16 protein-coding genes are annotated in these 25,111 nt (G+C 60.2%); 4 read left to right on the top strand and 12 right to left on the bottom strand.

Annotated features, from left to right (window positions below; genetic code table 11):
* Positions 1-31 precede the first annotated feature (31 nt).
* A complete protein-coding gene (locus tag RGM3321_RS22585; RefSeq protein WP_002555930.1) occupies positions 32-553 on the bottom strand; it encodes a DUF3617 domain-containing protein in 522 nt (173 codons plus the stop codon).
* 169 nt (positions 554-722) lie between these two features.
* Here RGM3321_RS22585 and cls point away from each other — a divergent pair, with 169 nt between their 5' ends.
* Positions 723-2,162, top strand: a complete 1,440-nt coding sequence (gene cls / locus RGM3321_RS22580; RefSeq protein ID WP_244394901.1) for a cardiolipin synthase — start codon at positions 723-725, stop codon at positions 2,160-2,162.
* Between the two features lie 46 nt (positions 2,163-2,208).
* On the opposite strand, the gene cfaB is transcribed toward cls, so the two are convergent.
* From cfaB to RGM3321_RS22555, 5 genes are all read right to left on the bottom strand, one after another.
* Positions 2,209-3,396 carry a C17 cyclopropane fatty acid synthase CfaB gene (gene cfaB / locus RGM3321_RS22575; protein ID WP_244394900.1) on the bottom strand — a complete coding sequence of 396 codons (1,188 nt, stop codon included), beginning with the start codon at positions 3,394-3,396 and terminating at the stop codon, positions 2,209-2,211.
* A 258-nt stretch (positions 3,397-3,654) separates the two neighbouring features.
* A complete protein-coding gene (locus tag RGM3321_RS22570) occupies positions 3,655-5,580 on the bottom strand; it encodes a cation-translocating P-type ATPase (RefSeq protein ID WP_244394899.1) in 1,926 nt (641 codons plus the stop codon).
* Positions 5,577-6,647 (bottom strand): protease modulator HflK, encoded by a 1,071-nt coding sequence (locus tag RGM3321_RS22565; RefSeq protein ID WP_244394898.1) that lies wholly within the window; start codon positions 6,645-6,647, stop codon positions 5,577-5,579. Before RGM3321_RS22565 ends, RGM3321_RS22570 begins: the two co-directional genes overlap by 4 nt.
* Positions 6,644-7,681, bottom strand: coding sequence for a protease modulator HflC (locus RGM3321_RS22560; RefSeq protein ID WP_002555935.1), 1,038 nt, complete (start codon positions 7,679-7,681; stop codon positions 6,644-6,646). The genes RGM3321_RS22565 and RGM3321_RS22560 overlap by 4 nt, the downstream gene beginning before the upstream one ends.
* A gap of 11 nt (positions 7,682-7,692) precedes the next feature.
* The gene (locus tag RGM3321_RS22555; RefSeq protein WP_244394897.1) at positions 7,693-9,639 is read right to left on the bottom strand and encodes a protease modulator HflK; all 1,947 of its coding nucleotides are present in this window, start codon (positions 9,637-9,639) and stop codon (positions 7,693-7,695) included.
* 574 nt (positions 9,640-10,213) lie between these two features.
* Here RGM3321_RS22555 and RGM3321_RS22550 point away from each other — a divergent pair.
* The 3 genes from RGM3321_RS22550 (at position 10,214) to RGM3321_RS22540 (ending at position 15,483) form a co-directional block, all read left to right on the top strand.
* Positions 10,214-11,833, top strand: coding sequence for a glucan biosynthesis protein D (locus RGM3321_RS22550; RefSeq protein ID WP_230017182.1), 1,620 nt, complete (start codon positions 10,214-10,216; stop codon positions 11,831-11,833).
* A 376-nt stretch (positions 11,834-12,209) separates the two neighbouring features.
* On the top strand, positions 12,210-13,493 hold the full coding sequence (locus RGM3321_RS22545; protein WP_244394896.1) for a hypothetical protein: 1,284 nt from the start codon (positions 12,210-12,212) through the stop codon (positions 13,491-13,493).
* Between the two features lie 76 nt (positions 13,494-13,569).
* Positions 13,570-15,483 carry an acyltransferase family protein gene (locus tag RGM3321_RS22540; RefSeq protein ID WP_244394895.1) on the top strand — a complete coding sequence of 638 codons (1,914 nt, stop codon included), beginning with the start codon at positions 13,570-13,572 and terminating at the stop codon, positions 15,481-15,483.
* Positions 15,484-15,552: 69 nt separating this feature from the next.
* Here RGM3321_RS22540 and RGM3321_RS22535 read toward each other — a convergent pair whose 3' ends face one another.
* The 6 genes from RGM3321_RS22535 to RGM3321_RS22510 form a co-directional block, all read right to left on the bottom strand.
* A complete protein-coding gene (locus RGM3321_RS22535) occupies positions 15,553-16,191 on the bottom strand; it encodes a response regulator transcription factor (protein ID WP_005744911.1) in 639 nt (212 codons plus the stop codon).
* Entirely contained in the window at positions 16,191-17,258 is a 1,068-nt protein-coding gene (locus RGM3321_RS22530; protein WP_244394894.1) for an ATP-binding protein, read from the bottom strand. The genes RGM3321_RS22535 and RGM3321_RS22530 overlap by 1 nt, the downstream gene beginning before the upstream one ends.
* Before the next feature lie 49 nt (positions 17,259-17,307).
* Complete coding sequence (locus RGM3321_RS22525; RefSeq protein WP_029241027.1) at positions 17,308-18,612, bottom strand: nitrate/sulfonate/bicarbonate ABC transporter ATP-binding protein; 1,305 nt, start codon at positions 18,610-18,612, stop codon at positions 17,308-17,310.
* Between the two features lie 20 nt (positions 18,613-18,632).
* Positions 18,633-20,387, bottom strand: a complete 1,755-nt coding sequence (locus RGM3321_RS22520; protein WP_244394893.1) for an ABC transporter permease subunit — start codon at positions 20,385-20,387, stop codon at positions 18,633-18,635.
* Positions 20,388-20,852: 465 nt separating this feature from the next.
* Positions 20,853-22,775, bottom strand: a complete 1,923-nt coding sequence (locus tag RGM3321_RS22515; protein WP_244394892.1) for a methyl-accepting chemotaxis protein — start codon at positions 22,773-22,775, stop codon at positions 20,853-20,855.
* Positions 22,776-22,959: 184 nt separating this feature from the next.
* A complete protein-coding gene (locus RGM3321_RS22510; RefSeq protein WP_244394891.1) occupies positions 22,960-24,990 on the bottom strand; it encodes a methyl-accepting chemotaxis protein in 2,031 nt (676 codons plus the stop codon).
* Between the last annotated feature and the right edge of the window lie 121 nt (positions 24,991-25,111).

Genomic DNA, 25,111 nt, shown 5'->3' with positions numbered 1-25,111 from the left:
TTCCACGTGGAACATAACTATCTGAATTTGATCAGGTACGCGGCGCGACATTGCCGCATTGCGGACCCAGCCAAACAGCGCGAGTGTCCATGCTGCCATTCTGTTGCTGACCGGTGGCGTTGAAAGTGCCCACCACGTTCGTGGTGAACTCACGATCACTTAGAAACTGAGCCTGCCCGGTGCCCTGAGCTTTCGGGCAGCTAAACTGAAAATTCCAGGTCTTGCCATTTCGCGCGGTAATTTTTTGCGTGCATCCGGAAGCCGGATCAGTCAGCGGGATGTTGTCCGACTGAACCTGAGCCTGTGTCAGGCAGGCCCTAACGCCCTTGCCGCCGAGCGACACACCCTGCTTCTTCATCATCTGTTCCATCATGGCGCGCTGCTCAGGCGGCAGGTTTTGCAATTGGCCCAGCATCAATTGCATGTCCGGCAATTGCTGTCCGTCTACCTTCATATTGCTAGAAGTCAGTTCCCACAAACCTGGTTGCAGCATCTGCGCTTGAGCCAGAGGGGTCGCCAGGCAAAACATCCAGGCCAATATGCGTTTGTTCATTTCAAGATTCCTGATGGACGATTGCAGATGTAAACGGGGCCGGAATTATCCAGCCGGAAGATAAGCCTTAGACGGTACAGACGTCGCCCAGTTGCATGGGTAATAAAATAGCGACATTCCCGGTCAGCTGTGGTCTGTTAGGCAGCAAAGACGAGGAGCATTGTTCCACATGGATTATCACGACCCGTACTTTTTCGGTTATGTCCTTGGCTTCATTCATTTGCTGGGCACAGGCGCCGCCGTTCACGCGCTGCTGACGGTGCGCACCTCTCAAGGTGCTATTGCCTGGGCGATGCCGCTGCTGTTCATTCCTTATTTCACCCTGCTGCCTTATCTGGTGTTCGGCAGAAGCTCGTTCGACGCGTATATCAAGGCCCGTCGCCAGGCCAACCAGGAAATGCGCATTGCGATCGGCAGCCTCAACTGGCGGCCTTGGATCGAGGAAGCTGTAGCGGCACGTCGCTCAGATGCCTATGCAGCGCTGCGCGCAATGCCCAAGCTGGGCAACATGCCAGCGCTGGCCAACAACAAAGTCAGGCTGCTGATCAACGGCGAAGAAACCTTCGGGGCCATTTTTCAGGCCATCCGTGAAGCGAAAAAGACCATCCTGATTCAGTTCTTCATCATTCATGACGACAAACTCGGCCGCGAGCTACAGTCGCTGCTGTTGGAAAAAGCCGCCGAAGGTGTAGCGATCTTTGTGCTTTACGATCGTATCGGCAGCCACGCATTGCCGGGCGCCTATATCGATAAACTGCGCGACGGTGGCGTGCAGATAAAAGCCTTCGCCACACGCGGCGGCTGGCTCAATCGCTTTCAGATCAACTTCCGTAATCACCGCAAAATCGTTGTCGTCGATGGCCTGAAAGGCTACATAGGCGGTCATAACGTGGGTGATGAATACATGGGGCTGAAGCCGCCGCTGGCCCCATGGCGCGACACTCATGTGCAAGTCATCGGCCCGGTGGTCGCCTGCCTGCAAGAGTCGTTCGCCGAAGACTGGTTCTGGGCCACCCGCGAGCTGCCTCCACTGAGCCTGCCTGATGAATTTCCCGAGGATGGTGTGCTCTGCCAGTTGCTGACCAGTGGCCCGGCCGATGCGCAGGAAACCTGCTCGCTGTTCTTCGTCGAAGCCATCCACGCTGCCGAAGAGCGCGTGTGGATCACCAGCCCCTACTTCATCCCTGACGAAGCCGTCACCGCCGCACTGACTCTGGCGGTGTTGCGCGGCGTGGATGTGCGCCTGCTGCTGCCGTCGCGCCCCGACCACTACGTGGTGTATGCCGCTTCAAGTCTGTACGCCTTCGATGCCGTGCGTGCCGGCGTACGGGTGTTCCGCTACGAACCGGGCTTCCTGCACCAGAAGGTCGTGCTGGTCGACAACGACATCACTGCCATAGGCAGCGCAAACCTCGACAACCGCTCGTTCCGTCTCAATTTCGAATTGATGCTGCTGACCGTCGACAGCGACTTTTCAAGCCAGGTGGAATCCATGCTCACCGCCGACTTCAACCTCGCCCGCGAAATCTCCGTGCAGGAAAGTCACGAAACGCGGCGTCTGCATCAACTGGGTATGCGCGTGGCGCGGCTGATTTCACCGATTCTGTGAGACCTCTGTGTACTACGCTGCCTGTCTTGAAGAGACGAGCGGGACTTCATCCATAAATATCCTCCCGCGTCAGCGGCAACCCGGTCTTGCCATCGGCAAAGGGTTTCACTGCGAGTATCTGGTGCAGGTTTATCCAGCCCTTGGCGAATCCATAGGCGCAGCCCGCCAGGTACAGACGCCAGATGCGCAGGGTATGTTCGGGCACGATACGGGCGGCTTCACCCAGCCTGGCTTCAAGCCGCGCGCTCCAGTGTTCCAGCGTTTTGGCGTAGTGCGGGCGCAGGCTTTCCACGTCGACTACTTCCAGCCCGGCTTCGCTGATATGGGCGCTGATCATGGCCAGGTGCGGCAGCTCGCCGTTGGGGAATACATAGCGGTCGATGAACTCCCCGGCACCACGTCCCACAGGACGCCCGTCCGTATGCCGGGCGGTGATCCCGTGATTCATGACCAGGCCGCCCTCCTTCACCGCACCGAACAGGCATTGCGCGTACAACGGCAAGTTAGCGTGCCCTACGTGCTCGAACATACCGACGCTGACCACCTTGTCGAAGCGCGCATCCTGCGGCAGGTCGCGATAGTCGAGCAGTTGCAGGTCGACCTTGTCCTGCAAGCCCTCGGCCTGCACTCGTTGACGGGCCAGCGTCAGTTGTTGCTCGCTCAGCGTGATGCCGAACACCTTCGCGCCATATTCACGGGCGGCAAACCGGGCCAGTCCGCCCCAGCCGCACCCCACATCCAGCAGATAATCACCTGGCTTGAGCCGTAACTTGCGGCACAGGTGGTGGAATTTATCCTGCTGCGCCTGCTCAAGCGATTCGTCACCGGTCTTGAAGTACGCGCAGGAGTAGACCATCTCTCTGTCGAGCCAGAGCTGGTAGAAGTCGTTGGATACGTCGTAATGGTAGGCAATCGACGCGGCGTCAGTGTCCTTGTCGTGCTGGACGCGGATCGGGTTGTCGGCGCTGTCATCATCGTCCACAAGGGCATGAGTCAGTTCATCGCAAACCCGGACAACTTCGCTGATCGAACCTTCCAGCTCCAGCCGCCCCTCTACGAAGGCACTGCCGAGCAAGCCCAGGCTGGGGTGGTTGAAATCGGAGACCAGTTGCGGGTCCTTGACCACTATCGTGACGCTGGGCGCAGGCCCCAGGTCCATCTGATGGCCGTCCCAGAGCTTCAGCCGTAACGGCAGATGAAGGTTCTGCAAGGTCGTTGGAAGTTGTGTAAGCATTCAAAATCACCCCCTTATCCAGAAACTCAAAAAGAGTAATCCAGCAAGGGCCCGCAAAGGCTATTGGCGACGGCATAACTGCAATGAATCAACTTCGGGGAACAGCCCTGTGCCCACTGATTCGAGCCGAAAGACAGCCTGAATTTGGATCACACACTGAAACACAGCGCTTAATCTGTAACAGAATTCGTCAAAGCTCAAGCCGTTTCAAAGCGCTGATCAGCGCCGCTGGCCTGAGCCTTGTCGCTTATGAAATACCTAGAGCTTTAGCAATGGCTCCTGAAAGCGCAGCAGACGTCCGGCGTTGCCCAACACCAATAAGGTGCTCAGATTGTGCAGGATAGCTGCAACCATCGCGCCGGCAGCGCCGAGCAGACCAAAGGCGGCCAGCGCAACGATGGCCAGCGTCCAGCCCAGACCGATGATCACGTTGACCTGTAAGGTCTGACGGCACTGACGGCTAAGCCGCACACAGGTACCCAGACGGCGAAGATCGCTGCCGATCAACACGATATCGGCGGAAGCCAGAGCAATATCCGCACCGCCAGCCCCCATCGCGACGCCGACCACGCCTGCCTTGAGAGCCAGCGAATCGTTGACCCCGTCGCCGACCACCATCGGCCTGAAGCCACTGGCGATCTCGCCCATGACACGGTTCAGTTTGTCCTCCGGCAATGCCTGCGCCTGAACGTCTGCTATGCCGATATCGTGTGCCAGGTTGTCGGCCACGCTTTGTCGGTCGCCGGTCAACAGCAACTGCCGCCCCATGCCCAGTTCACGTAATTCGAACAGCGCAGCCTGGGCTTCAGGCTTGACGCTGTCGGCCAGTAGCAGCCAGGCGAGAAAAACACCATCCAGCGACAACCCGGCCAGTGGGCCATCATGTGCAGGTACGCCGGGGGTGACGATGCCCAACTGCTCGAACAATTCCGGACGACCCAGCGCTGCCTCGCCCTGCCCGGTCGACGCCACCACACCCAACCCCTGACGCTCACGGGTGTCCAGCAACGGCAGCAGCCGAGTGTTATCCACAAGCCCGGCCAATGCAAGGCTGACCGGGTGACTGCTGGCCGACCCCAGGCTGGCCGCCAGTTCGAGCAATTGCGGATGCTGCGGTCCGTCAGCCTGCACCGACTGCAAGCGCAGTCGGCCATAGGTCAGGGTGCCGGTTTTATCCACAACCAGTGAGTTCAGGTCAGCCAGTTCTTCGAGAAACGCCGAACTGCGGATCAAAATACCGTGCCGCGCGGCGACTGCGATACCGGCAATGGCCGTGGCCGGAGCCGAAAGCACCAGTGCGCAGGGACAGGCAGCCACCAGCACCGCCAGCATCGCCTGGGCATCCTGTGTGATAAACCAGGTCAGCGCCGCAATCAGCAAGACCAGCACCATGTAGCTGCCTGCGTAGCGTTCCAGCAGTCGTGTGATCGGCGGCTTGGAACGCTCCGCGCTCTGCATCAGCGCGATGACCTTGCCCAGCGTGGACTCATCGCCGATGCGAGTCACTTCGATACGCAGCAGCCCGTCCAGGTTGATCGCCCCACCAAACACTTCGATGCCGATACTGGCTTCCAGCGGCACCGACTCGCCGGTAATCGATGAAGTGTCCAGACTGGCCTGCCCGGAAAGAACCCGACCATCCGCCGGGACCCGGTCACCCGCACGTACTTCAACCTGATCGCCAGCCTTGAGCGTTGCGTTGTCGACCTCACGAATATTGCCATCAGGCCCCAGCAAGCGTGCCTGGCTACGGGTCAGACGACCCAGCGCTTCGATGGCCTCCTGCGAGCCGATCACGCTGCGCTCTTCCAGCACATGGCCGAAGATCATGATGATCGGCAGCAAGGCGGCGGTCATCAGATCGCCAGTGGCCCAGGCACCGAGCATCGCCAGCGCGATCAACTGATCGGTGATGCCGTGCAGACTGGGATGCCGCAGGCTGTGCCAACCGGCGCTGATCACAGGTATCGCCACCAGCAGCGAGGCAGCGCCCAACAGCAACTGGCTGACGCCTGCCTGTTCCGGAGCAACAAAACGCCAGACCAGACCCAATGCCAACAGGCCCAGCGCCAGCATCGCGAGGGTCAGTTGCCGGGCTGCGCTACGCTGCTCTGCGTTGCTCAGCAGGCTGCCATCCGCTTGCGGTTTGATGGCGTGATGGGTGTGAACGGCTTCGCCACTCATTGCGGTGCTCCCTGAATGATCAGGCGGGAATCGTCTTTGGGATCGACGGTGGTGACCGAACCTGCCTGATGCAGAATGCCCGGCACACGTTCACGGTAAAGGCGCAGCATGAGGCCCGGATCGCTGCGGTTCTCGGCAGATTGCGCCAGGCTGACGACGGTCGCGGTGGCTGCTTGTGCCTTGGCCAGGCGCTCGGAAGCTTGTGCGTGCGCCACTTGCAGGGTCCGATCAGCGTGTTGATTGGCGGTCTGGGTCAGTTTTTCTGCATCCGTGCGTGCGTTGGCCACGGCCTGGTCGGCCTGCTGACTGGCCGTCAGCACGGCATTGAAAGCATTGACCGCCGACGTCGGCAGGCTCGACTGCACGTCCACCCGAGCGACTTCGACGCCGATGCCCATCCCGGTCACGCTGAGTTCAGCCAGGCGTTGATTGATGCCGCGCACCAGATCGCCGCGCAGCCGCTCACGACGCTCTGCCGCCTGACTGTCAGCGCCGATCAGCTCGGGGCGGGCAACCAGAATGGTGTCCAGGTCTCGCGCTGCAGTCAGCGCCACGGCGCTGCGATTGACCAGCCGGTCCAGCGCGGGCAATACATGATCGCCCTGCAATACGAAGGCGTTGGGATCAGTCACTTTGTAGAACACGGTGACGTCCAGCTGCACCACACCGGCATCACCGGTCAGCAGAAAACCGGAGCCTGCCAGAGCCTCGCTCATCGGCGCCGACAGGGTCGCGATTTCATCGGCTTTCAGTGCCGCAGGCGAACGCAGCAAGGTTTCCACCCGTCGCTCGATCACCCGATCAGCCGAGGGTAGCAGCACCACCTGCTCGAACGGCTGCGGCCAGGCGGTCAGCAATCCTGCGTTCTGCACCCGCTCGAGCGCGCCGAAGCGCATGACCACGGCACGGTTCTGCGGATCGATCTGGCGCACGTTGGACGTCGCCCAACCAAGCGCCGCCAGCAGGGTCACGCCATACAGACCGATGAACGCCAGTCGGCTCGCCTGCAACCAGGGGCTATTGGCAGGCGGTCGTTGCGTTACGGGCTCGTCGACCGGTTGGCTCATGGCTGCGTTCCGCTCTTGCCATCCAGCGTTGGCGGGCCATCCACCAGCACGCGGAATGGCGCGGCGTCGGTGCGCAGTATCAGGCGAGTACCCGGCGTCACGATGGTGCCCAGCGTGTCAAGCGAGCGCAGCAGGTTGTAGAGCTGCGGCGACCCCGCATAGGCGCGGCCATAGATCTGCGCGGCTTCAACCCGGGACTGCGCTTCGATATCGGCCGCCTTGACCGTGGCATCGGCCTCGACAATGCGCGCGTCGCGCTCGGCTGCAGAACGAATCTGCGCTGCTTCACGCTTGCCCACGGCGGTCCGCTCGGTGGCGATGGTCTCGCGTTCGGCGCGCATGCGATCCACGGTGGCGTTGAGCGTCACCGACGGCAGGGTCAGTCGTTCGACGCCTACCTGCAGAACACGAACGCCATAGGTCGCCAGCAGTTGCTGATCGATCTGCTGGCGCAGCTGATTTTCGAACGCAGTGATATTCACCTTGTTGGCGTCGGTGTTCACCAGGCTGGACAGGTCGAAACTGCTCGCGGTGGTCTCCAGCGCAGAGCCGACAAAGGTGCGGATCTGCCGCGCTGCTTCGTCGGGCTGGTTTTGTACCGCGCGCATGAAGCGCTGCACGTTGTCGGCATCGCCCTGTACCTGCCACGCCACATAGGCCTGAACGATGATGCGCAAGCCGTCGCGGGTGCCGACATCCTGCAAACCGCTGGATGTGGTACGCAGACGCAGATCCACCGGAATGGTCGCTTCGAACGGTGCGGGCCAGCGCCAGTTAAGGCCCGGGTCGAGCAGAACGCGGGAAGGATTGCCGAAGCGGGTGACGACTGTCGCTTCACCCGAGCGCACCTGCACCAGGCTCGCCGCCGCAATCGCGAAGGCGATCAGCACCGCCGCCAGGCTTGCCCGTCGCCAGGGGAACGCTGCCGGACCGGTCGCGCCATGATGATGGTGATGATGGCCGTGGCCGCCATGACCGTGACTGTCATGGCTATCGTGGTCGGCGTGATCGTGATGATGATGAAACAGACTCAAGGGACGACTCCTTACTGAACGGCTTTACGCGGCGCCGTTGGGTCTGCCGGTGGGGTGAAGGTACGCAGGTCGATGGTCGGCGCGTTGTCGCCGCCCAGACGGTGGTCGAGTATCAGCAGCTTGGCATTGCCCAGGCCTTCGGTCAGTTGCGCCAGGTATTGTTCCAGCAAAAACGCCTGCCCTGCCTTGGAATAGGCCTGGCGCTCGGCACTGAAGCGCAGGTCCGCGCCTTGCGCTGTGGCCAGAACTTCACGGGCTGCAGCGCTGGCCTGATCTCGGGCAACGCTGGCATTGAGCTGCGCCTGGTTGGCCTTGTCACTGGCCGCGCCGCGTTCGCGGGAGATCAGCGCCTGCGCGCCGATCTGCGCAGCCTGCACAGCATGATAGGCATTGGCGGCACCCGCTGGCGGGTGGATGGCTTCGACCACCGTGGCGAGCAGTTCAACGCCGCTGTCCAGACGCTGCAAGTCAGCCTGCACGGCTTTGCCGATGTCATCGGCCAGCCCGCTGCGCTGTTCGCCGAGCAGTTCGTCCAGCGTGCGCGAGGCAAAGTCATGCACCAGCACACGGCTGGCCGTGCTGCGGATCAGAGAAGGAATATCGGCGCTGTTATAGGTCGAGGCCATCGCCGCGGCATCTGTCAGGCCGATGCGGTAGACGAACCGCACATCCATATTGACGATCTGAAAGCTCTTCTTATCGCCGGCACTGCTGGCAATGACCTGGGATTTTTCGTTGATATGGCTGGCATCCCACAGTCGGTTGGCGCTGCCCGGCGGCGGCCCTTCGGCCGGGTCCAGCGTCTGCTCGGCCGCGTCGGCCGCAGAAACACTGGTCGCCAGCTCATGAACCACACCGTTTTCAACCGCCAGAACCCGACCGAACGGCCAAGGCAAACCCACATGCAGACCCGGTCCGAAGACTTCGACCGGCTTGCCGAACCGCTCATAAATACCCCGCCCCTGCATCGGAATTTCATGCACGCCGCTCAGCGCCCAGCCCAGCGCTGCAACCACGGCCAGCACCGGTAAAAAGGCGCGGCGCATGTAGGTAAAAGCCCAGATCTGGCGCAGATCAATGCCGAAGCGGTTGTGCAGCTCATGCTGCAAGGCGAGCAACGGGCGCGGCGGCCAACGCAACAGGTCAGCGATGAAACTGGCGGCCAGCAGGCGCGGTTCGAGACGCGGAGTGCGCGGGCTGAACACCGACAACACAGCCCGCAACAGAAACTCAAGCGCCACACCCAATGGCAGCAGGCCGATCAACACAGCCAGCCGTGCAGGCCAGACACGGTCAGCGCTGGAGAAGAACAGGCACAAAGCGCCGGCCAACAGAACGATAAGCGTCATGCGCACCATCTGCGCCAGCGCCCCGGCCTCTGGCGACTGGCCTTCGGGCTCGCTGCTCAATTGCCGTTCGATGACCAATAGCCCGAACGCCAACAGCAACAGGATGCTGCCCGCCAGATTGCCTGAAGTGGAAAGGTCGGAACCGGACAACGTCAGGTTCCAGAAGGCGCGGATGACGATCAACGCCAGCACTGCCCACCCGGCTAGCCACAGGGTCGAGCTGCCGATGTGCCGAACCAGCGACTCGCCCGAATCGCTCAACCGGGTAAGCAGGCGCTCATACCAGCCGGTTTCATCGAGCGCTTGCGCCGTTGCGGGAGAGTCTGCGGCAACAGGTGCAGCCAACGCGCGGGCACGCCACATCGCGACGTGCCTGGCCGACTGCAAGCCCGCAGCGAGCAGTATCAGCGCCGCCGACGCATTGCCCAGCACGGCCATCCACAATGAACCAGGGGAAAACAGATCGATGGACAGCGCCAGCAGCAGCCCGAACGCGCCCACCCCACCGCTCATATACATCAGTCGCCCGAGACGCCGAACCTGTTGCACCGCCATTTGAAAACGCGGCAGGCCTTCGAGGCCATCGTGCTCACCCAAATCAACCCGCATCACTACCCCGGCACCCGCTGATTATTGCCCTGTGGAGAACCTTGTATCGGCATCCATTAATGCAGCTGCATCATAGCGTTACGATATAACACGCAGAGTGAAACTTTCGTCAGGACTATTGCCTGAACGAATGCGATATAGCGGCAAATAATTGGGCTGGATATCGTGCCGATGCTCCGCACCAGCATGCGTTACTGAACGCTCAGCCTGCGGCAGGCTGACATTTGCTCAGTCTGCGACACGGCAAAATGTTTGCTGAATATTGCGCGCAGATTTGAGCGCTCTGCGCCAACGCACCCTATCGCCCTGACCGGCGCTGCGCACCCACCTCGCTCGCAAGCCTTACGCCAAGCGGCGCCGAGCGTATTCAACCCACCACAACAGGCCTGAAAAACGCCCATTCCTGCCATCTGGATGCCGCTTCCATTGAGCACATTCGGCGTTTTTTTTTGGCCGATTTCCGAACCGTATCTCGTCTTTGTTATCTGTTGTGGGTAGTTTGCGTTCGGCAAGGAGTCGTTGGCGCGCCATTTTTTGTGCAGGACGCACAGAATTACTCAGAGGCTTCACCCTTATGAATCGCAGAAATCTCCTGAAAGCGTCCATGGCGTTGGCCGCTTACGGCAGCGTGTCGGCCTCAGGGCTTTACGCTGCACGAGCACTGGCCGCCGCAGCCGATGGCGAGATCGAACACTTCGATTTTGCAGAGCTGCAAGCCCATGCCAAGAAGCTCGCAGGCAAAGGCTATGTGAGCAACAAGCAAGTGCTGCCACCCGTCCTGGCAAACATGACGCCGCTGCAATTCAATGCCATTCGCTACGACCCGAACCACTCACTGTGGAAAGACGTTCACGGTCAGCTCGACGTGCATTTCTTCCACGTCGGCATGGGTTTCAAGACGCCGGTGCGCATGTACAGCGTCGACCCGCAGAACAAGCAGGCGCGTGAAGTGCATTTCCGCCATGACCTGTTCAACTACGAAAGCAGCGGCATCGACAAGAATCTGGTCAAGGGCGATCTGGGCTTTGCCGGCTTCAAGTTGTTCAAGGCGCCCGAAATCGCCATCAACGACGTTGTTTCGTTCCTCGGCGCCAGCTATTTCCGGGCCGTGGACAGCAACAAGCAATACGGTTTGTCGGCCCGCGGCCTGGCCATCGACAGTTACGCCAAGCGTCAGGAAGAATTCCCCGACTTCACCAAGTTCTGGTTTGAAACGCCAGACAAGAACGCCACACGCTTTGTGGTTTACGCACTGCTCGACTCGCCCAGTGCAACCGGTGCCTACCGCTTCGACATCGACTGTCAGGCTGGCCAGGTGGTCATGGAAATCGACGCGCACATCAATGCCCGTACCGATATCCAGCAACTGGGCATTTCGCCGATGACCAGCATGTTCAGTTGCGGCACTCACGAGCGCCGCATGTGCGACACCATCCACCCACAAATTCACGATTCGGATCGCCTGTCCATGTGGCGCGGTAACGGTGAGTGGATCTGCCGTCCGCTGAACAACCCGGCCAAACCGCAGTTCAGCGCGTTCGCAGACACCGACCCGAAAGGTTTCGGGCTGGTGCAGAGCGATCACGAGTTTTCCAGCTATCAGGACACCGTAGTCTGGTACAGCCGCCGTCCGAGCCTGTGGGTCGAGCCGATCACCGCGTGGGGCGAAGGCGAGGTCAGCCTGCTGGAGCTGCCGACCACGGGCGAGACGATGGACAACATCGTGGTGTTCTGGACACCGAAAACGCCGGTCAAGGCCGGGGATTCGATGAACTATGGCTACAAGTTGTTCTGGAGCCCGCTGCCACCTGTGAGCACGCCGCTGGCGCAGGTCCACGCCACTCGTTCAGGCATGGGCGGCTTCCTCGAAGGCTGGGCACCGGGCGAGCATTACCCGAAAACCTGGGCGCGCCGCTTTGCCGTGGACTTCAACGGCGGCGGTCTGGATCGCTTGCCGGAAGGCACCGGGATCGAGCCTATCGTCACGGTCACACATGGCAAGGTGCAGGACTTCAACATCCTCGTGCTGCCGGACATCAAGGGCTACCGCGTTACCTTCGACTGGGTACCGGACAGCGACTCGGTCGAGCCGGTTGAAATGCGCATGTTCATCCGCACCGCCGACCGGACTCTGAGCGAAACGTGGATGTACCAGTACTTCCCGCCAGCACCGGACAGACGCAAGTACCCGTAATCCGCCGCTGGATGACGCAGAGCGTCACGAAAGGCATTCCCACGCCAGAGCGTGAGGAACGATCGGTGTCTGGGGGATCGCAGAGCGTAAAGTGCCCGCCAAAACACTATCGTGCCCACGCTCCAGCGTGGGCACGCCGTTCTGGACGCTCCGCGTCCAATCCCGGGCACAAAGTGCAGCGCATAGCCCTTAATCCGGACTAATTAATTGACAGTTGCCCGAACTGCGACTGATATACGTGTTGTCATGCCGTTGCGAGCGTTCGCTCCAGACCTTTCATCTCCCAGAGCCTTCCTGTGTCGACACGTGCCCGTGATCGTCGGGCGGTAGCTTTGTCTGCGCAATTCCCCTGACGCATATCCAGAAGGCAGCCAGCATGGCGTTGACTACTGCGAACAGCGCCGACGCCAGGTCGTCGGTGATGTCCTTTGATAAATCCACGGTGGTGGTGTGGGTCGCCATCAGCCTGATTCTGGTCGAGACCTTCTCTGGAGCCTTGCGCTTCTACTTCGATCAGGCAGGCATCAGCCCCCTGCTCTATCTGCCCAAAGCTGCCTGCATCCTGTTGTTCGTGCTTGAGCTATGCACCTTCAAGGCGGGACGGTTGTTCTGGGCATTCATGATGGTGTGGCTGATTTCAGGGCTGCTGGCCATGCTGCATCGCGCCAGCATCTACAACCTGGCGTTTAGTCTGTTTGCGCTGAGCCCGCTGGTGTTCGGCCTGGTGTGCAGCAAGCACCTGCTTTACCGCCGCACGCTGTTGTACCGCGCCATCGGCTTTTGCCTGCTGGCCTCCCTGCTGGGTATTGCTCTGGACAAGTACACCTCGGTGCCCTGGAAGGGCTACAGCTACAGCGTCGGTGAAACCGAATTGAGCGCCAACACCACATGGAGCGCGGACGAGGTAGACCGCATTGCCGGTTTCGCCAGGGTGTCCAACGTGCTGTCGATCATGATCGCTTTCTACACGCTGTACCTGATCATTTTCGTGCGCTCACGCATGATGATGATTTTGCTCAGCGCCGTGGCGCTTTACGCCATCGTGCTGACCACCAGCAAAGCGCCGGCCGCGGCATTCGCCCTGACCCTCATTCTGCTGTTGCTACGGCGAATGAGCTGGACCTGCCGGACGCTTTGCAGCGTGGTGGTAGGCATCGGCCTGCTGCTACCGACTCTGGGGCTGATTGTGAGCCCCGATGCTTATGCGGTGAGTAGCGGCGGCTCTCTGGCCTCGCTGTATGACCGGATGATCAATACCTGGCCCAACCTGATAAATGCCATGAGCCGCGAAGGCTGGATGATCAGCGGCGCGGGCTTCGGCATGGTCGGCAGCACGATGGGGCTGTTTCCGGTCGAAGGTGCCGGCGTATTTCTCGGCATGGACAGCTCGGCGCTGTATCTGTGGGCGATGCTGGGCGTGCTGGGGCTGTTGCTGTACGCGCTACAGATTCCGCTGTTGTTCCGACTGATCGATGATCAGACCCGCATCGGCCACATGCTGCTGGCGATCAGTTTCTGCTGGTGCCTGATCAGCTGGACCACCGACATGTTCGAGGTCGCTGTCGCCAATCTGTTTATAGGCGTGGCCATTGGTCATGTGATTGCCAGCAGACCATCCGCTGCAAGCCATGCGCTCAGGCTGCCCTCCACTGCCCACTGACGGACCGCCAGATAATTTACCGGCCGCTGCACAGCGCCACTCTCCCTCACGATCATCCACCGGATGGCTTTCTCAAATGGACTTCAGAAAAGACATCAATGGGCTGCGCGCCATCGCGGTGGCTGCGGTGCTGCTCTTTCACTTTCAACCTGCCTGGCTGCCTGGCGGTTTCGCCGGGGTGGACGTGTTTTTCGTGATCTCGGGGTATCTGATTACCGGGATCATCCTGCGCGGCTTGAGGAGCGGCAAATTCAGGCTGACGAAGTTCTACACGTCACGGGCCAGACGCATCGTCCCGGCCCTCGCGGTGCTGTGTCTAGCCTTGCTGCTGCTGGGCTGGTTCTCCTTGCTGCCGCTGGACTACAGCGCGTTGGGCACTCATGTGGCCAGCAGCCTGGGATTCGTTTCCAACGTTGTTTACTGGCGCGAGGCCGGTTATTTCACCGCCAGTGCTCATGAGAAATGGCTGCTGCACAGCTGGTCGCTGTCGGTGGAGTGGCAGTTTTACCTGCTGTACCCGATTGCACTGTTGCTCCTCAGTCGCTTTGTCGCGCTGCACAACCTGCGCTGGTGGGTGCTGGGCGCAAGTCTGGCGGGCTTTGTGCTTTGTGTGTTTGCCTCGTCCCGATGGCCGGAAGCTGCGTTTTACCTGCTGCCGACCCGTGCCTGGGAGTTGCTCGCGGGTGGCGTGGCCTGCCTGTTCCCGCTGCAACTCAGGCCCCTGCAGCAGCGAGTTCTGGAACAGGTCGGACTGGCGCTGATCGTCGCCGGTTTCTGTCTGCTGTCCGTGCAGGACACATGGCCCGGGTATCTGGTGCTGATGCCGGTGCTGGGAACTTTCGCGGTGATCGCGGCGGCCCGCAATGATTCGCTGCTGACCTGCAACCCGCTGTTTCAATGGACCGGCAAACTGTCGTACTCGTTGTACCTGTGGCACTGGCCGGTGGTGGTGTGGATGAACTACACCGGTTTGCTGGGCGAGACCCGCACGGTGCTATTGGGCATCGGCGTGGCCCTGGCACTGGGGCTGATCTCATGGCGACTGATCGAGCAGCCCGCCAGCCCACATCAACCTGGGCAGCGCCGAAAATTTGCCATGCCCGCCGCACTGGTCGTTCTGGTGTTCGCGGCTGGAGCGCTGGTAAGTGTGACGCGGGGCGTGGTATCGCCACTTCGCCCGATCAGTGTTTCCGACAAGGCGCATTTCATCCAGGAATACGTTGATCGGCAGCACAACCTGTACGAGCCCTACTGGCTGAAATGTGACGCCTTTTCCGCCCTGACACAGCGTGGCCAGTCGGGCATCGACGAGGCCTGCACGCGCAAACAGGGGCCGGGCGGAGTGTTCTTGTGGGGCGACTCTCACGCCCAGGCGTTGTCACTCGGGCTGCGTACCTTGCTGACACGCACGACCCCCTTCTATCAGGTGGCCTCGGCCAGTTGCGTTCCCGACCTGAATGACCACGAGGGACGCACGTCAGCGACCAGCAAGGCCTGCGACTACTCCAACAGGACTGCCCTGCAGAGCATCGAGAGGCTGCGTCCGGACATCGTGGTCATCGCGCAGAAGGATGGCCACGACAAGACCGACTGGAAGCGGATTGCGACCCGCCTCAAGGGCTTTGGCGTGAAACATGTAGTGCTGATCGGTCCGATGCCGTCGTGGAGCCCATCGCTGCCCAGTGTCATCGTCAACCGTCATTGGGGGCTGAGCGAGTCGTATATCCGCGATCCGGCGCTGGATCAAAGCGTCATGCGGGTGGATCAGGCAACCCGCGCGCTGGCTGTATCGGCGGGCATCCAGTTCGTGTCGCTGATCGACAAGCTGTGCATCGCCGATGCCTGTCGGGTACGCCTGGAGAACAGCCGCTCATTGCTGCAGATCGACTCGGGACACTTGAGCGCAGAGGGTTCGCTGTACGTGGTGCGCAACTACGTATTGCCGCAACTGGTGAATGAGTCGAGCACACAGCGCGGCGCAGAGTTGTGACGCGGAGCCTCACGCAAGGCAGTCACACGCTGGAGCGCAATGAACGGCAGGTGTGCGGGCGTGGGTTAATCAACGGAGCTCTTTGAGCCGCTCGGCAAACTTGACCAGGTCAGCCAGCGAGTCGGCTTCCATCTTGCGCATGACCGAGCCGCGCCGGACCTTGACGGTGATTTCACTCACGTTCAGGCGGGCTGCAATCTGTTTGTTGAGCAAGCCACTGACGACCAGTTCCATCACCTGCTGTTCGCCATGATTCAGGCTGGCGTGACGGCGCTGCAACTCGGCTTCGACGGCTGAGTTGCGACGACGGCTGCGGTCTCGCTCAAGCCCTTGCTGGAGCGCATCCAGCAAGTCCTGGTCACGGAAGGGTTTGGTCAGAAACTCCACCGCACCGGCCTTCATCGCCCGCACGGACATGGGAATGTCGCCATGCCCGGTGATGAAAATGACCGGCAGAAAAATCCCCGACCTGGCCATGTGCTCCTGAAAATCCAGGCCACTCATGCCGGGCATGCGAATGTCCAGAATCAGGCAGCCCGGCGCATCAGGACGAGGGGTGTCCAGAAACTCGCGGGTCGAGCCGAACAACATGCTGCGCAAGCCGACTGACGCCAGCAGGTCTTCCAGCGAAGAACGCACCGAGAGGTCGTCATCGATGACAAAGATGACCGGCTCTTCGGCCTGCGGTGCAGTAGCAGCTGTGTTCATCAGGTTTCCATTTTTCCAGTGGGCAGAGTGAAATGAAACGTGGCCCCGATTGACGGGTTGGGCGTCACCCAGATTCGCCCGCCATGCGCTTCGATGATAGACCGACTGATCGCCAGCCCAATTCCCATGCCTTCCTCTTTGGTGGTGTAGAACGCGTCGAAAAGCCGGTCGGCTGCTTCCGGCTGAATACCTACGCCGCTGTCGCTGACAGTGAACTCGATTTCCCCGCCTCCGCGCCACTCGGTCCGCACGTCCAGTTGCGCCTGTTCCTGTTCGACTTTCCTCATCGCGTCCATGCCGTTGAGCATCAAGTTCAGCAGCACTTGCTGGATCTGCACCCGGTCAGCCAGCAGCGGTGGCATTCCCTCCGGCACGTCAACCGACAGTGTGACGCCCTGCCCGTCTATCTCGCTGTGCGCCAGCGCAACGATCTCGGCCACCGTGTCCGCCACACTGATCCACTCTTTGTGCGTCGAAGAGCGCTTCGCCAGGGCCCGCACTCGCACGATGATATCTCCGGCGCGATTGGCATCGCCGATCATGCGCTCGACTGCCTGACGGGCCTTTTCCAGATTGACCGGCTCGGTGGCCAGCCAGCGCTGACAGGCGTTACCGCTGATGACGATCGCCGACAGCGGCTGATTCACCTCATGGGCAATGGACGCAGCAAGCTCACCCAGCTGATTGACCCGAGCGATGTGCGCCAGCTGCGAGCGCGCTTCATGAACCGTGCGGATGGCCCGCGCCATACGCAGCGCCAGCCAGGTGGTCATGGCGATGGCGGCCAGGCTGATGACGCAGTTGATCAGCCCGGACGCCTCGCTGCCTCTGGAGGTGGTCATTTCGTAACTGACCACCGTCAGCAGCATGCACACCGCCGCCACGACAATCACGCCCCTGACCGGCAAAAGCCTGACCGCCAGCAACACCACCGCGATCTGGAACACCCCCACGGCGATCTCCAGATCGGTCAGGGTATCGGCAATCGCGATGACCAGCGCCAGCGCCAGCAAGGCGACCCACCTGACGGCCATCGCGGTCCTGCTACAGGATTCTGGCTCGTACATCTGCACCATCTCGCTCTTCAAAAGGCCTGCCGAGTATGTCGTACAAACCTCAGGACGGGTTATCCAGACTGAACTGATCGGCCAGCTCATCATAAGCGAACAGCTCGGCGTAGCGCCCCCATTGCGTAACGACATTCAGGGTCTGCATGGCATCGCTTTCCGACATGAAGTCTTCCAGCTGATCGCGAAAACGCCGTGCCGGTGCCGTGTGCGTGGGACGATCGTCCAGCACCCGCCGAATGTGCGCGACCAGCGGCACGAAGCTCAGCAGGTGCTGGGCAAACAGTTGTTTGCGCTCGTCGACATCCGCCAGCGCATAGCGATTTGCGGCAGGCAGCAAGCGAATATCGCCGCCCTTGAGTTCTGCAAAACGCAGCAGTTGCAGGACCTCGGCAATCGGGAACAGCTCGTCGGCGTTGTAGTGCAGCGCGCTGGCCAGTTCCGGCAGGTCCGCCTTGAGGCTGTAGGGAGGCGCATGAATGGCTTCGATCAGCCCTGCCAGCGCATTGGTGGACACCTGCGGCAAGACCATGCCCAGCCCGGTGCCCGGAAACACGCCCTGACGTATTTCGCCTGCATCGTTGTCCTGGGTCATCAGCACGTAGATCTCCTCCACCAACGCCCGGAAGATCGGGTCCTGGCGGTTGCGCGGCTGAGGCAGATCGACCTTGATCTCGCTGATCACCCGACCCGGATTGGAGGAGAACAGCAGAATGCGATCGCACATCAGCACGGCTTCGGCAATATTGTGCGTCACCATCAGGATCGATTTGATGGGCATGCGCCCTTCGCTCCACATATCCAGCAGGTCGGTGCGCAGGGTTTCGGCAGTCAGCACATCGAGCGCGGAAAACGGCTCGTCCATCAGAAGCACATCAGGGTCGATCACCAGCGCACGTGCCATGCCCACGCGCTGGCGCATGCCGCCGGAGAGCTCTTTGGGATAAGCGCTTTCAAAGCCGTCCAGACCGATCAGGTCGATGGCTGCCAACGCGCGCTTGCGACGCACGGCGGGTGGCACACGTTGAGCTTCAAGCCCGACTTCGACATTTTCCAGCACGGTCAGCCACGGGAACAGGGCAAAGCTCTGAAAAACCATGCCTACCGACATCGCCCGCCCCTGCACGCGACGAGGAAAATTCACTTCGCCTTCGGTGGGCACCACCAACCCCGCGATGGAGCGCAACAGGGTGGATTTGCCCGAGCCGGAGCGGCCCAGCAGGCCCACAATTTCGTTCTCATTGAGCGTCAGTGTCACGTCATCCAGCACCAGGCGCTCTTTGCTGCCTTTGCCGTACACATGTCGGACTTTCTGAACATCTACCAGACAACGCGTTTCGACAGCCATCATGATGGCGCCCTCCTCAATCAAAATCACACAAGACTCAGACGTCGCTCGGCAAACCCGTACAGCGGACGCCACAGCAACCGGTTGAACGCGATGACGAAGACCGACATGACAACAATGCCCAACGCAACGCGTGGGAAGTCCCCCGCCTGGGTCGCGTTGGCGATGTAAGAACCCAGCCCTGCCGCTTCCAGATGCTGATCACCCCAGGACACCGCTTCAGCGACGATGCTGGCGTTCCACGACCCACCCGATGCGGTCAGCGCCCCGGTGACGTAGTAGGGGAACACCCCCGGCAAGGCCACACGCCGCCACCACTGCCAGCCGCGCATGTTGAATATCGTGGCCGCTTCGCGCAGGTCGGTCGGCAAGGCGCTGGCCCCCGCGATCACGTTGAACAGGATGTACCACTGGGTACCGAGCACCATCAGCGGCGAAAGCCAGATGTTCGGGTTCAGGTGCAGGCCGACAATCGCAATCACTGCAAAAGGGAACAGTACGTTGGCTGGAAAAGCCGCCATGAACTGCGCTATCGGCTGCAAGCGTTCAGCCCAGACCGGGCGCAAGCCGATCCATACACCGACAGGCACCCAGATCAGGCTGGCGATGACGATCAGGACAATCACCCGCACCATTGTTGCCAGCCCCAGTCCAAACGCGGTGACCATGTCGCTCATGCCCAGCGAGGTCTCGATGAACCTGAACAGGTAAACACTGCCGGTCAGGCAAGCGGCCATCACCAGGGCCAGCCACAGATAGTCGAGCAACCGGACAACGCCAGGCGTGAGCTTTACGCCCCACAGCCGGGATACCACACGCCAGTCGATCAGCATCAGGCATTTGCACGGCGCAGCGAGGATCGAGCCCAGCATCGGTGCCACCCGCGAGCGACCCAGCAGGCTGTACATCCAGGAACGCGGACGCTTTGACGACGCGGTTTGCTCGAAACGAAACTTGTCCGCCCATGCCACGATCGGCCTGAACAACAACTGGTCATAGGCCAGGATCACCAGCGCCATTGCGCCCACCGCCCAGGCAATCGCAGCGAGGTTTTTCTGCTCGATGGCCAGTGCCAGCCACGAGCCGATGCCGGGCAGATTGACCGTGGTGTCACCAACCGAAATGGCCTCGCAGGCGACCACAAAAAACCAGCCGCCGGACATCGACATCATCATGTTCCACACCAGCCCCGGTACGGCGAACGGCAGCTCCAGGCGGGTAAAACGCAGCAGTGGAGACAGTCCGAACTGCCGGGTGACCTCATTCAGGTCGCTCGGCACGGTACGCAGTGACTGATAGAAACTGAACGCAAGATTCCATGCCTGGCTGGTGAAGATGGCAAAAATCGCCGCGCATTCGACACCCATTTGCCGACCGGGGAACAGGCCCATGAAGAAGGTCACTGTGAACGTCAGAAACCCCAGTACCGGAACCGACTGAAGAATATCCAGCGCCGGGATAATTACTTGCTCGGCCTTACGACTTTTGGCCGCCAGCGTGGCCACGACAAACGTGAAGACCAGCGAAGCCGCCAGCGCAATGAACATGCGCAGCGTGGTGCGCAATGCATATTCGGGCAGGCGCGCAGGGTCGAGGCTCATCGGGCTTGAGTTCAGCGCGGCAAGTGGCTGCATCATCTGACCCACGCCATACAGCACCAGCGCAATAAACACGACAATGATGACCAGGCACATACCATCGGCCCAATAAGGAGTGCGCGCACCGGGTTTTACAAAACGGGGCGTGCGCAGGCTTTTACCGAATTCAAATATCGAATGCATTGTTCACCTCGAATCGGCTGTGCAGGCGCGTACCCGCCAGCGTGATAAGCAAACAGGCGGTCGGCGATAACAGAGAAAGGCCGTGAGTTATTAGTTGCCGGACAGTGAGTAAAGCTTATCGAGTTTTGAACAACTGTTAAAACCTGCAAAAGTAGGTCATGTTTATCTGTGAGTATGAGCGATATATACCAACGTATATTTACAGGACTAACGGGTATGCCGCTTAGATTATTCTGCGCCCGATCTTGAACAATCAGCGCTGCGTAGATTTGTGACGCAGAGCATCACCCACGGCATTCCCACTCTGGAGAACGCTATCAACTATCGTGCGACGCTCTGCGTCGCATGCCGTTCTGGACGCTCCGCGTCCTCTTTATCACTTCTGCGCTGGAGCGCAGGAAACGACAGGTGTCCGAAAGAACACCTCTCGCGCCCCGCTCCGCTCGGGCATAAAAGTCCCTTGGGTTAGACGCGAAAGTGGCTGACCATCGCTTGCAACTGGCCTCCCAGACGCGCCAGTTCGACGCTGGAGGCTGCGGTTTCTTCGCTGGCTTCAGCGGTCTGTTCGGACACGTCGCGAACGTTGACGATGCTGCGGCTGATCTCGTCAGCCACCGAGCTTTGCTGCTCGGCGGCGGCTGCGATCTGCTGGTTCATCGCCTGAATGTTCGACACGGTCCGGGTGATGCTTTCCAGTGACGTACCGGCCCTGCGCGTCAACTCGACACTGCTGTCTGTCAGCGTGCGGCTGCCGAGCATGATGCCCGACACCTGACGAGTGCCGTTCTGCAGTGCAGCAACCAGGCCCTCGATTTCTTCGGTGGACTGCTGGGTTCGTTGTGCCAGGCCACGAACCTCATCGGCCACCACGGCAAAACCGCGACCGGCTTCCCCGGCACGCGCAGCCTCGATAGCTGCGTTGAGTGCCAGCAGGTTGGTCTGCTCGGCGACGGCCTTGATCACATCCATGACTTTGCCGATCTTGTCGCTTTCCTGCTCCAGCACGTTCATCGCGTCAGATGAGCGCACCACCTCGGCGGCCAGTCGCTCGATCTGCTGGATGGCTTCGCCGACGACCTTGTCACCCTCACGAGCCTGCTTGTCGGCATCGGAGGCAGCAACGGACGCCTGCTCGGCATTGCGTGCCACTTCGTGCACGGTGGCCGACATTTCATGCATGGCGGTCGCCACCTGATCGGTCTCGACCTTCTGGCTGTTAACCCCGGCGCTGGTCTGCTCAGTAACCGCCGACAGCTCTTCGGCAGCGCTGGCAATCTGCGTAACGCCGTCGCGAATACCGGAAATCAGCTCGCGCAAGGTTGCGCCCATGCGCTGGATGCCCTGCTGCAATACGCCCAGTTCGTCACGTCGGGTGACTACTTCCGTATGAGTCAGGTCGCCAGCAGCGATGCGCTCGACAATCGCCAGCGTATCGCGCAGCGGCCGGGTGATCTGACGGGTAATGACAATGGCCGCAAGAATGCCCAGCAACATGACCAACAGCACGCAACCGATCTGCAGATTACGCGCCTGAGCGGTGTCATCCTTACCCATCTGCATCTGAATGCGATACAGCTCTTCGCCCAGTTTGACGATGGCAGCTCCTTGGGAAGTCAGGTCCTTGCGCACGCTCGCAGCAGTCTGAGTAGTGGCCTTGAAAGCGTCGACCGAGCTGCGGTAGCTGTGAAGAGCGCTTTCAAACTGGGCAATCTGTTCGCGATTGGCAGCGCCAAAAGTGGTTTTGAGCCTGTCCAGATGACTGATCGCGGTATCCAGTTGCTGAAAAGCTGCTTTCTCGGTCTTGTCATTGGGATTGCCGGTATAACCACGTACTTCGTAGCGAACCAGAATCAGGTCTTGCCTGGCGGTAGTCGCCAGTTGGACCTGATCGAAACGCGCCGGGTCCGCAGGATCGATCTGCATGACGGCATCGTTCAACGAGTCGACAGCCCGCATGGCAACCATGGCGTTGGCGGTCATGTCATTACGCACTTTGGCACCAGCCTGAAACGCAGCGCGCATGCTGTTCAACGAGGCTTCATAGTCACGGGTGACATCGGCCAGTTCGCGCAGAGGCTTGAGGTTGAGCGGGTTGTTGAAGCTGATGAGCAGTGATTGCTGCTGCGCCTTGAAGACATCCAGCTTGCTCTGCATGTTTTGTGCGGCGGTTTCATCGCCATCAGTCAGCATATATTGCAGGCGCGCGACACGCAGATTGGTCAGGTTATCACTCAGCTCCGTGATATCGCCGATTCTGTCAGTACGATTGATGAGTTTATCGAGGCTGGTCCAGCCGACGAGTGCGAGGATGGCAGTGAAGAAGAGAACGATCCCAAAGCCCAATGCCAACTTCATGTTGACGCTGATGTTCGCAAAACTGCTGTTCATAAAATCTCCTGAATATGCTTTTTGTGCGCAACGAAAGAGCTGAAGATTTGTTTTTATGGACAGCAAACCCGCGCGCCAGAGCTATCGGCCGCAGAAGAGCAAAACTTGATCAAGAAAAGGCAATCAGCGCCCGGGCGCTGACTGAGGCAGGGTGAACCGGGAGGCTGCAAGCCCCCCGATCCGGTCAGGCAACCAGCTTGAAACGCGCTACGACATTGCGCATGTCGGTAGCGACCCGTGCCAACTCTTCGGCAGTGACCGCGTTGTTGTCGATGCCCAGCATCAACGTCCCGGAGCTGTTGCGAATCTCCATGACATTCCGGTTGATGTCCTCGGACACCGCATGCTGTTGCACCGCAGCGCTGGCAATCTGAGTGTTCATCTCGACGATACGCTCGACGCCCTGGCTGATGCTCGACAGGCTACCAGAGGCATCGCTGGCGGCACTGATGCACGCTTGAGCCTTTTGCTGGCCGGCCTGCATTTGCTGCACGGCAGCATCGGTAGCACTTTGCAGTTGCTGAATGATGTTGCGGATTTCTTCGGTCGACGCTTGAGTGCGCGAAGCCAGCGTGCGCACTTCATCAGCGACCACAGCAAACCCGCGTCCCTGCTCGCCAGCCCGAGCCGCTTCAATGGCAGCATTCAGGGCCAGCAAGTTGGTCTGATCGGCAATCGTACTGATGACCTGAATAACGCCACCAATCGACTGACTGTGCAGAGCCAGCGCCTGGACTTTCTGGGCGCTGACTTCCACTTCTTCAGCCAGAGCCTGAATGGTCGAGTGGGCCTGATGCATGATGCGTAGCCCGTTACGCGAGGCGGTGTTCGCTTCATCAGCAGCCAGCGCAGCACCTTCGGTGTTCTGTGCTACGTCGGCCACGCTTGTGGTCATCTCATTGATGGCCGCCGCCACTTGCTCGGTTTCAGCTTGTTGCGCGTTCATCGACTGCTTGGCCAGACCGATAGAGGTGCCCAAGCGGGCAGCTACATCAGACAGCTCGTATGACGTGCGGTCCATGTGCGAAATGGAGCTGGCGAATGCTCCGGCCATCAGGTTCAGACCGTTGGCGATGTCAGCCACTTCGTCCTTGCTGCTCACCTGTACACGGGCGCTCAGATCACCGTCGGCCAGACGACGGGTGACGCCCAGCAGGCCATCGATGGTCCGGCGCAGAGCGCGGTAGATGCTGAAGAACGCATAGAGCAGCAGCAAGCCCATGATTACGCACATGGCAATCACGACTTCGCGTTGCAGCAGCAGCGCACTGTAGCGCGTATCCAGTTCACCCTGAAGCGCACTCTGAATTTCGTCCTGGGCCTTATAAAGCCCGGTGACCACAGCGTTACCGCGCGCGCTCAGCGCCTGCCCCTGCGGCACCGAGAATTCCGTACCTTTGACGTACGCTTGCAGGTCATTGCGAAAGCCGTCCATCGTCGAGGTGGCCGAGGCGATAGGGTCACCAATGCGCAAGGCAAGCTGTGGAGCACGACGCTTGAGCAGTCGAATGCTTTGCTCCAGCTCCGCACGAAATTGCAGCTCGATCTTCAACAGGCCCTCAAGCGAGCCGCGCATCAGTACGCTTAGCCCCTGACCGGTACTCAAACCGGCTGTGATACCCCGGATCTGACCGGCCACGTTGATTTCTCTGGGCATACGAATGGTGCTCAGGTCGATCAGAAACAGCGAGGCATAATCTTCGTCAAGTACCATGCCCGAGGTAGCCGAGATGTAATAGATAAAGTTGAGTGTCTGGGCCAGTTGCTCATTCCACTGTGCAAACACTTCGTCTTGCGAAAGACCGGGCTTGATACTGTCCATCAGGGAACGCGCACTTTCACGAAGACGCTGCACGCGACTCTCGGTCTCCAGCAGACTTCCCTGGCGGGCATCCATGTCGGCGAGGTTATTAAATGCTGTTTCAAGCTGAGTGCGGTTGCTGGCCAGATCCTGAGCAGCGGAGGCGTCACCGGCGAGCAAACGGTTGGTTGCTGCACGCTGCAGCATGGAGAGTCGCAGAACGGGCGTCACGACATGCAAATACTCACGACCGATGCGTTCCTGGGCAACGGTGTCGATGCTCGCATTCAGACTGTTGAAAACCCGAAGACCGAGAACGATCAGCGGGATGACGATAATGATGGCTAAAACGGCAAACTTGGCAGGGAACCGCAGGCGATTGGTAAGGTAAATACCAGGCGAAAGGATGTTCATAGTTGTCTCTATTTTAATTAGGGTGGCCGATCCGGCTGAAAAAGCTCCTTTATTTCTTTGCATCACGGCAGGTGCAAGGTCAGTGGTGCCACTTCGAAGGGAATCACCCATTCAGATAGAG

This window comes from Pseudomonas sp. RGM 3321, assembly GCF_022836805.1.
GTDB lineage: Bacteria > Pseudomonadota > Gammaproteobacteria > Pseudomonadales > Pseudomonadaceae > Aquipseudomonas.
Note: the sequence above shows the minus strand (reverse complement) of the source record. Positions and strands in the feature narration are given on the sequence as shown.

What these genes read in the sequence shown, in the direction of transcription:
- RGM3321_RS22555 (WP_244394897.1), bottom strand. Translation starts at nt 9,639, where the DNA reads ATGCGGGTTGATTTGGGTGAGCACGATGGCCTCGAAGGCCTGCCGCGT.
- RGM3321_RS22535 (WP_005744911.1), bottom strand. Translation starts at nt 16,191, where the DNA reads ATGAACACAGCTGCTACTGCACCGCAGGCCGAAGAGCCGGTCATCTTT.
- cfaB (WP_244394900.1), bottom strand. Translation starts at nt 3,396, where the DNA reads ATGCTTACACAACTTCCAACGACCTTGCAGAACCTTCATCTGCCGTTA.
- RGM3321_RS22570 (WP_244394899.1), bottom strand. Translation starts at nt 5,580, where the DNA reads ATGAGTGGCGAAGCCGTTCACACCCATCACGCCATCAAACCGCAAGCG.
- cls (WP_244394901.1), top strand. Translation starts at nt 723, where the DNA reads ATGGATTATCACGACCCGTACTTTTTCGGTTATGTCCTTGGCTTCATT.
- RGM3321_RS22515 (WP_244394892.1), bottom strand. Translation starts at nt 22,775, where the DNA reads ATGAACAGCAGTTTTGCGAACATCAGCGTCAACATGAAGTTGGCATTG.
- RGM3321_RS22565 (WP_244394898.1), bottom strand. Translation starts at nt 6,647, where the DNA reads ATGAGCCAACCGGTCGACGAGCCCGTAACGCAACGACCGCCTGCCAAT.
- RGM3321_RS22540 (WP_244394895.1), top strand. Translation starts at nt 13,570, where the DNA reads ATGGACTTCAGAAAAGACATCAATGGGCTGCGCGCCATCGCGGTGGCT.
- RGM3321_RS22550 (WP_230017182.1), top strand. Translation starts at nt 10,214, where the DNA reads ATGAATCGCAGAAATCTCCTGAAAGCGTCCATGGCGTTGGCCGCTTAC.
- RGM3321_RS22585 (WP_002555930.1), bottom strand. Translation starts at nt 553, where the DNA reads ATGAACAAACGCATATTGGCCTGGATGTTTTGCCTGGCGACCCCTCTG.
- RGM3321_RS22530 (WP_244394894.1), bottom strand. Translation starts at nt 17,258, where the DNA reads ATGTACGAGCCAGAATCCTGTAGCAGGACCGCGATGGCCGTCAGGTGG.
- RGM3321_RS22520 (WP_244394893.1), bottom strand. Translation starts at nt 20,387, where the DNA reads ATGCATTCGATATTTGAATTCGGTAAAAGCCTGCGCACGCCCCGTTTT.
- RGM3321_RS22545 (WP_244394896.1), top strand. Translation starts at nt 12,210, where the DNA reads ATGGCGTTGACTACTGCGAACAGCGCCGACGCCAGGTCGTCGGTGATG.
- RGM3321_RS22510 (WP_244394891.1), bottom strand. Translation starts at nt 24,990, where the DNA reads ATGAACATCCTTTCGCCTGGTATTTACCTTACCAATCGCCTGCGGTTC.